The 6,396-nt window shown below is 59.0% G+C and carries 7 protein-coding genes and 1 tRNA gene; 3 read left to right on the top strand and 5 right to left on the bottom strand.

What is annotated here, in order from left to right; translation table 11 throughout:
- Positions 1-187: 187 nt before the first annotated feature.
- From ABE454_RS16060 to prpB, 3 genes are read left to right on the top strand one after another with little or no spacing between them, the layout of a single operon-like run.
- Positions 188-592, top strand: a complete 405-nt coding sequence (locus tag ABE454_RS16060; RefSeq protein WP_346533094.1) for an acyl-CoA thioesterase — start codon at positions 188-190, stop codon at positions 590-592.
- A gap of 11 nt (positions 593-603) precedes the next feature.
- On the top strand, positions 604-1,761 hold the full coding sequence (gene prpC, locus ABE454_RS16055; RefSeq protein WP_346533093.1) for a bifunctional 2-methylcitrate synthase/citrate synthase: 1,158 nt from the start codon (positions 604-606) through the stop codon (positions 1,759-1,761).
- Between the two features lie 43 nt (positions 1,762-1,804).
- Positions 1,805-2,722: a methylisocitrate lyase gene (gene prpB, locus ABE454_RS16050; RefSeq protein ID WP_346533092.1), complete on the top strand. Its 918-nt coding sequence runs from the start codon at positions 1,805-1,807 to the stop codon at positions 2,720-2,722.
- Between the two features lie 360 nt (positions 2,723-3,082).
- Here prpB and ABE454_RS16045 read toward each other — a convergent pair whose 3' ends face one another.
- The 5 genes from ABE454_RS16045 to ABE454_RS16025 form a co-directional block, all read right to left on the bottom strand.
- On the bottom strand, positions 3,083-3,505 hold the full coding sequence (locus tag ABE454_RS16045; protein ID WP_346533091.1) for a hypothetical protein: 423 nt from the start codon (positions 3,503-3,505) through the stop codon (positions 3,083-3,085).
- Between the two features lie 667 nt (positions 3,506-4,172).
- Positions 4,173-4,946 (bottom strand): hypothetical protein, encoded by a 774-nt coding sequence (locus ABE454_RS16040; protein WP_346533090.1) that lies wholly within the window; start codon positions 4,944-4,946, stop codon positions 4,173-4,175.
- A gap of 177 nt (positions 4,947-5,123) precedes the next feature.
- Positions 5,124-5,402, bottom strand: a complete 279-nt coding sequence (locus ABE454_RS16035; protein WP_346533089.1) for a hypothetical protein — start codon at positions 5,400-5,402, stop codon at positions 5,124-5,126.
- Between the two features lie 660 nt (positions 5,403-6,062).
- Positions 6,063-6,275, bottom strand: a complete 213-nt coding sequence (locus ABE454_RS16030) for a hypothetical protein (RefSeq protein ID WP_346533088.1) — start codon at positions 6,273-6,275, stop codon at positions 6,063-6,065.
- 10 nt (positions 6,276-6,285) lie between these two features.
- A tRNA-Met gene (locus tag ABE454_RS16025) sits at positions 6,286-6,362 on the bottom strand.
- Positions 6,363-6,396 lie beyond the last annotated feature (34 nt).

Here is a 6,396-nt window from a genome sequence, read left to right as displayed (position 1 = left end):
CCCCGGCCCATCCCCCATCGAGGGGGAAGGGAGAGTTCAAGTGAAGACGCCCGCCGCTTCGCCCGTTTGCAGCTTTTACAGATTTACATCTTCCGCTTCGCAGTTTTCCGCTCTTTCAGTCCTTAATCGCGGGACGGAAGCGTGAATATTTCAGGGCGACGCGGATCCACCGCCGCCCCGAGGCCCCATGTCGTCGCAGACGCCGCTTCCCAATGAAGAGACCCGCTTTGCGGAGATGGTCTTCCCCGATCAGGCCAACCACTACGGCGCCCTGTTCGCAGGCGCGGGGCTGGCGCTGCTGTCCAAGGCCGCCTTCGTCGCCGCCAGCCGCAGGGCGCGCGGCGATGTCGTCATGGCCCGCTCCGAGGCGACCGATTTCCACACCCCCGTCCGCGTCGGCGAACTGCTGGACCTGTCGGCGCGCGTCGTCCGGGTGGGCCGTTCGTCCCTGACCGTGCTGGTCGAGGGGGTCGCCGAGACCCTGTCCACCGGCGCGCGGCGCCCCGCGCTCAGCGGCCGCTTTGAAATGGTCGCCGTCGACGCCGACGGCCGCCCCGTTCCCATCGCATCCCGTTCCGATCTTCACTGCTGAAGAGGCATCCCATGACCGAACCCGTTCTCGCCCAGGGCGTGAAGCCGAAGAAGTCCGTCGCCCTGTCCGGCGTGCTGGCAGGCAACACCAGCCTGTGCACCGTCGGCCGCTCGGGCAACGACCTGCATTATCGCGGCTATGACATCATGGACTTCGCCGAGACCAGCGAGTTCGAGGAAATCGCCCACCTGCTGATCCACGGATCGCTTCCGAACGCCGCCCAGCTGAAGGCCTACAAGGCCAGGCTGAAGGCCCTGCGCGGCCTGCCCGCGGCGGTGAAGTCGGCGCTGGAGACGGTGCCCGCCGCCGCACACCCGATGGACGTCATGCGCACCGGCGTCTCGGCGCTCGGCTGCGCCCTGCCGGAGGCTCACGACCACAACCACCCGGCCGCGCGCGACATCGCCGACCGCCTGCTGGCCTCGCTGGGATCCATGCTGCTGTACTGGCACCACTTCAGCCAGAACGGCCGTCGCATCGAGGTCGAGACGGACGACGATTCCATCGGCGGCCACTTCCTGCACCTACTGCACGGGACGCCGCCGTCCGACGGCTGGGTGCGAGCCATGCACACCTCGCTGATCCTTTATGCCGAGCATGAGTTCAACGCCTCGACCTTCACCGCCCGCGTCATCGCCGGGACCGGTTCGGACATGTTCTCCTGCATCGCCGGGGCCATCGGCGCCCTGCGCGGGCCCAAGCACGGCGGCGCCAACGAGGTCGCCTTCGAGATCCAGAAACGCTACGCCGACGCCGATGCGGCCGAGGCCGACATCCGTCGCCGCATGGAGGCCAAGGAGGTCATCATCGGCTTCGGCCACCCGGTCTATACGATCTCGGACCCGCGCAATGTGGTCATCAAGCGGGTGGCGAAACAGCTGTCGGAAGAAGCCGGCTCGATGAAGATGTACGACATCGCCGAACGCATCGAGAGCGTCATGATGGACGCCAAGAAGATGTTCCCGAACCTCGACTGGTTCTCGGCCGTCTCCTACCACATGATGGGGGTGCCCACGGCCATGTTCACCCCCCTGTTCGTCATCTCGCGCACCACCGGCTGGTCGGCCCATGTGATCGAACAGCGCATCGACAACAAGATCATCCGCCCCTCGGCCAACTATGACGGCCCCGAGAACCTGAAGTTCGCGCCGCTGGCCGAACGCGCCTGAAAAATCCAACGCGCCTGACCTGTAAGTCCTGAAGAGAGTCCCCATGCCCTATCTCGTCGCCGACGACCTGCCGACCGAATCCGCCGGGAAACGCTTCCGCGCGGGGCTGGCCCGCCCCGGCATCTGGCAGTTGCCGGGCGCCCACAACGGTCAGGCGGGGAAGCAGGCGAAGCTGGCGGGCTTTGACGGCCTCTATCTGTCGGGCGCAGCGATGACCGCCTCCATGGGCCTGCCGGATCTGGGCATCATCACGGTGGACGAGGTCGCCTTCTTCATCCGCCAGATCGCGCGCTCCAGCGGCCTGCCGCTGCTGGTGGACGGCGACACCGGCTATGGCGAGGTGCTGAACGTCATGCACATGGTCCGCACCTTTGAAGACGCGGGCGCGGGCGCGGTCCACCTGGAAGACCAGATCCTGCCCAAGAAATGCGGCCACCTGAACGGCAAGAACCTGGTCCCCGCGCTGGACATGGCCGCCAAGGTCGCCGCCGCCAAGAAGGCCAGCCGCGACATCGTCATCATGGCCCGCACCGACGCCGCCGGGGTCGAGGGCTTCGACGCCGCCGTCGACCGGGCCAAGATGTATGTGGACGCCGGCGCCGACGCCATCTTCCCCGAAGCCCTGAACACTCGCGAGATGTTCGAGAAGTTCGCCAGAGCCCTGCCGAACGTGCCGCTGCTGGCCAACATGACCGAGTTCGGCAAGACGCCCTTCTACACCGCGAAGGAATTCGAGGAGATGGGCTATAAGATGGTGATCTGGCCGGTGTCTTCCCTGCGCGCCGCCAACAAGGCGCAGGCCGAACTCTACGCCTCGATCGCCAACAACGGCGGCACGCACAAATACGTCGACCGGATGCAGACCCGTCAGGAACTCTACGACGTCATCGGCCTGCACGACTTCGAGGAACTGGACGCCAGCATCATCAAGACCGTCGTGCCCCAGGGCATGCCGCAATAGATCGAGGCCCAGCACACCGCGCGCAGTCGTGCAGAGCCCCCGTCCCGCAGTCTGTGCCGCCAGGCAGCAGCGTTAGCGCTGTCGCGCTGCCCAGATCGAACATGTCCAGGGCTTCAAGCCCATTTTCAATGCAGATTGGAACCGCCCGCAGTTTGCTCAGGATCATCAGGCGAGTTCGCGGGCGCCCGTCGTCTCCAGCCTCGCGGCGAAGATTTAGACTGCGACGTTCAGCGCCTCCGACGTGCGCTTTCACCTGATCAATCCCGACACGCATAATCGTATCGCATGGCGCCGACCGCATGCCTCGCCCCCGTCCGTGCATGAGACGTCCACGAATGAAGCCTCTCCTTCCCGTATGCATCATGCATCTGACCGGGCCGACAGCGGGAACAACAGGTCGATGAAGCGTTCGGCTGTGGGGCGGGGTTCGTGGTTGGCCAGGCCGGGGCGCTCGTTGGCCTCGATGAAGGCGTAGTCGGGTTGGTCCGGCGCTGCGACCATCAGGTCAATGCCGGTCACAGGGATATCGATGGCGCGTGACGCGGCTATCGCCGTCTCGATCAGGGTCGGGTGGACCTCGTCCGTGACGTCGTGGATGGTGCCGCCCAAGTGAAGATTGGCCGCCTTGCGGACCAGGATTTCCGTTCCCTCGCCCGCCACATCATCCAGGGCGTAGCCCGCCTCGGCCAGGGTGCGCTCAGTCTCGGCGTCGATCGGGATGGAGGATTCGCCGCCCGTGGCGGCCGCGCACCGACGGCTCTGGTGTTCGATCAGCGCGCGCATGGTTCACACCCGTCACCGTGCCGATCACCGCGCCGGTCGCCAGATCCTCGGCGACGAAATAGGTCAGGCGAATTCAATGACCTCAATGTCCAGCTCGGAAACGGACAAGTCGAGCTCAGAAACAACGTAGGGATAAATCGCCGGAAGTGCCGCAAAATTCGGCCAATTCGTACTCGGAAATCTTTCATTCGGTAAAATGGATCTTCACCATTCTCGCATCAAGATCGACTATCCTCTCCAGTTCCTTAGTATAGTCCCTCAGCACGACGGGATCGAGATGTTGGGGCGGACATCGCCTTCTAGGCGTCGACGAAGATGGACACTCAATGCATAGACAGCCTGCCGATCCCTCCATTCGATCAGACTGCGCCAATATCGAGGCGTCAAGCTACACTACAAAAGAAGCAACCGCATTGGGACTATGTTAGCCGTCACGTGCTGCCCTTCTGTTCAGGGCACTCAAGATCCGGGACGGATCTCAACTCGCGATGACCGCTACCAGACCGGCTTACCCCCTCCTCGCAGCGACCGTCTCGTTTGGCTCTGAATACTGAAAATAATCAGCTTACACTACAGTTCTCAGTAAAAAGTCCAGATACGCCTCACCTGATGGCTGAACACGATCCCTACGGAACCTTTCAATAACCCTCTCAATAACACCATTGCTTCAATCACAATTAGTAAACCAATCATCACCCAAGAGGGTAAACCCCAAACCTGGAGCGCCCCTTTCACCCAACGTATCTAAATTAGGGTTTTCTGCGCGAGATTGGTCCTCGACTCCTAAAATACCATAACAATTATTTAGCGTTTCGGCAGATGGGAAAAGAACCGGGTATTCTGGCAAAGTCTTTTTTGCAGAATCAGAAAGTCGCTCAAACCCGGATTCTATTAATAGACTCTGAGAAAACCCCACCAATGTCGCGAAATCTCTCTCCATAGACCTTAGACGCTCGATATCCGACCTTGCATATCTAATATCCATTTCTACTTCTTCATCTTGCTTTCCAGCAGCTTCTCCTGAAGACTTTATCCTAGCTATTAATCTTTCAATATCCATAGACGTAACAGTGCCATGAAATCCTACAAATGAATTAGGCTCTATAATTCGACGCCGACCAGAAAGAAATAAATAATTTGCACAACTGGAAACACAATATCCGCGTACAACAACACTTATACCTCTACCGTGTATCTCCCTACCCATACCAATAGCAGCATCTACATCACCGCCCCTTGAAGTTAAAATCAGGGTATCAGTTCTATGGTCAACCAATTCGGTAAAGGATTTAAGTGAACTTGAATCAATATCCCCCCCCCTAAAGGAAATTGTACTAACATCCACCCTATTCCAACCATCAGGCAATGGCGAATGCATACCATAAGTCAAAACGGCCATTATTAAAGAAGGCATAGCAAAATTAAAGAACATAATAGCCACCTATAAAAACCAAACCAACAAGACGACTTGTGTTAACGAGACATAAATTAACGATGAACAATTCTGATCGCCATTATATTTTGTAATACTAATATTCCCATCCTCGCGACCACCACAGAATCTTGTCACTGCTGTCTTTGCTGAACTATCATCTGCATTCTTGACAGTTTGTGCAATTTATTCACAGCAAAATTCAGCGCCTAGCACAGCATCAAGTTCTTCGAAATCTAATTTACGTATATCTATAGCAAGGGCAACCATACAACGCTCTCCTTGAATTAAATGTGAAGCTATTTTCAGCTTTGCTCCCAAATTGCGCTCTGTATGTTTGACTTCGATCAGCGTCGAGCCAATGGCAAAATCTCCGTTGCCAGACGCGACCCAGCCCAACCTTGGAATCAAAGGCGAGTGTTCCAAAATCGCCGAGTGCCTCTGCGCCCGAAACGCCTTCAGCATTGTGACGAGATTCAGCGCAGCATGGCTCGCGACCAGTATGTCGTTATCTTCAAGCGACGTAGGAATCCGCGCATCAAAATGGCGTTGCTGCCGTCTCGAGGCGATTGCCAGACATGACTCCCATGAGGGCTACTTCATCGTCCCCTAGCTGACTTTCAGCGCGCGCCATTGAAAGTTCGAACAACATCGCCTTCTGCAAGCTGCTTCGTTGAATCAGCTCGTCCGGGGTTGGAATCATGTCCGAGCGAACCTCGCAGTTGGTCCCTCATCTTCCTGCCCTCGTCGCCGAACGCGCCTGCCGCGATCCAGGGCATCCTCTGCTCTTCGGCCCCCAGGTTCGGACATTGATTTCTCAGACGTATGAAATTCGAACGGTCGGCCCAGCGCTTCCAGCAATCAATGCAAGCGCGTCTACGGTTACGCCATCTGCAGGGAATTCGACGCGGTAGGCGAACCGATCAGGGGCCTTCGCGATATCGTCCCGGCCGAGGCCGAAGTCGTCATCGAAATCTTCCGCAAGTACGCTGCGGGCGTCTCGAACAAGTGGCCGACGGCGTCCTGAGCGGCACAGCGATCAAGGAAAAACTCTCTGTGCTCGAGGCGCAGCGCACAGCTCTGGAGGCGGAACTGGCAGCTGAAGAAGCGCCCTCGCCCATATCTCTACATCCAGGGATCGCAGAGCACTATCGCCGCGTGGTGATCGAGCTCGCCCAGGCTCTGCATCGCAGCGACAGCGAGGCGGCCGCTGAAGCGCGCGATCTGGTGCGCCAGTTGATCAAGACTGTGGTGGTGACGCCGCTGCCGGAGCGGGGGCGCTTTGCACTGACCGTAAAAGGCAAAATCGCCGCCCTGGTGAACCAGGACGGCGATCATACTGTAGTAGTGGGTGCGGGAGCAGGATTTGAACCTGCGACCTTCAGGTTATGAGCCTGACGAGCTACCGGGCTGCTCCATCCCGCGGCAAGGCGGTGCGTAAAGGAAGAGGGTTCGAGAC

The organism is Brevundimonas diminuta, from assembly GCF_039673845.1.
Classification (GTDB): Bacteria; Pseudomonadota; Alphaproteobacteria; order Caulobacterales; family Caulobacteraceae; genus Brevundimonas; species Brevundimonas diminuta_E.
Note: the sequence above shows the minus strand (reverse complement) of the source record. Positions and strands in the feature narration are given on the sequence as shown.

Coding starts and splice junctions, on each gene's coding strand:
- ABE454_RS16060 (WP_346533094.1), top strand. CDS start 188: ATGTCGTCGCAGACGCCGCTTCCCAATGAAGAGACCCGCTTTGCGGAG.
- prpC (WP_346533093.1), top strand. CDS start 604: ATGACCGAACCCGTTCTCGCCCAGGGCGTGAAGCCGAAGAAGTCCGTC.
- prpB (WP_346533092.1), top strand. CDS start 1,805: ATGCCCTATCTCGTCGCCGACGACCTGCCGACCGAATCCGCCGGGAAA.
- ABE454_RS16045 (WP_346533091.1), bottom strand. CDS start 3,505: ATGCGCGCGCTGATCGAACACCAGAGCCGTCGGTGCGCGGCCGCCACG.
- ABE454_RS16035 (WP_346533089.1), bottom strand. CDS start 5,402: ATGCTGAAGGCGTTTCGGGCGCAGAGGCACTCGGCGATTTTGGAACAC.
- ABE454_RS16030 (WP_346533088.1), bottom strand. CDS start 6,275: ATGATCGCCGTCCTGGTTCACCAGGGCGGCGATTTTGCCTTTTACGGT.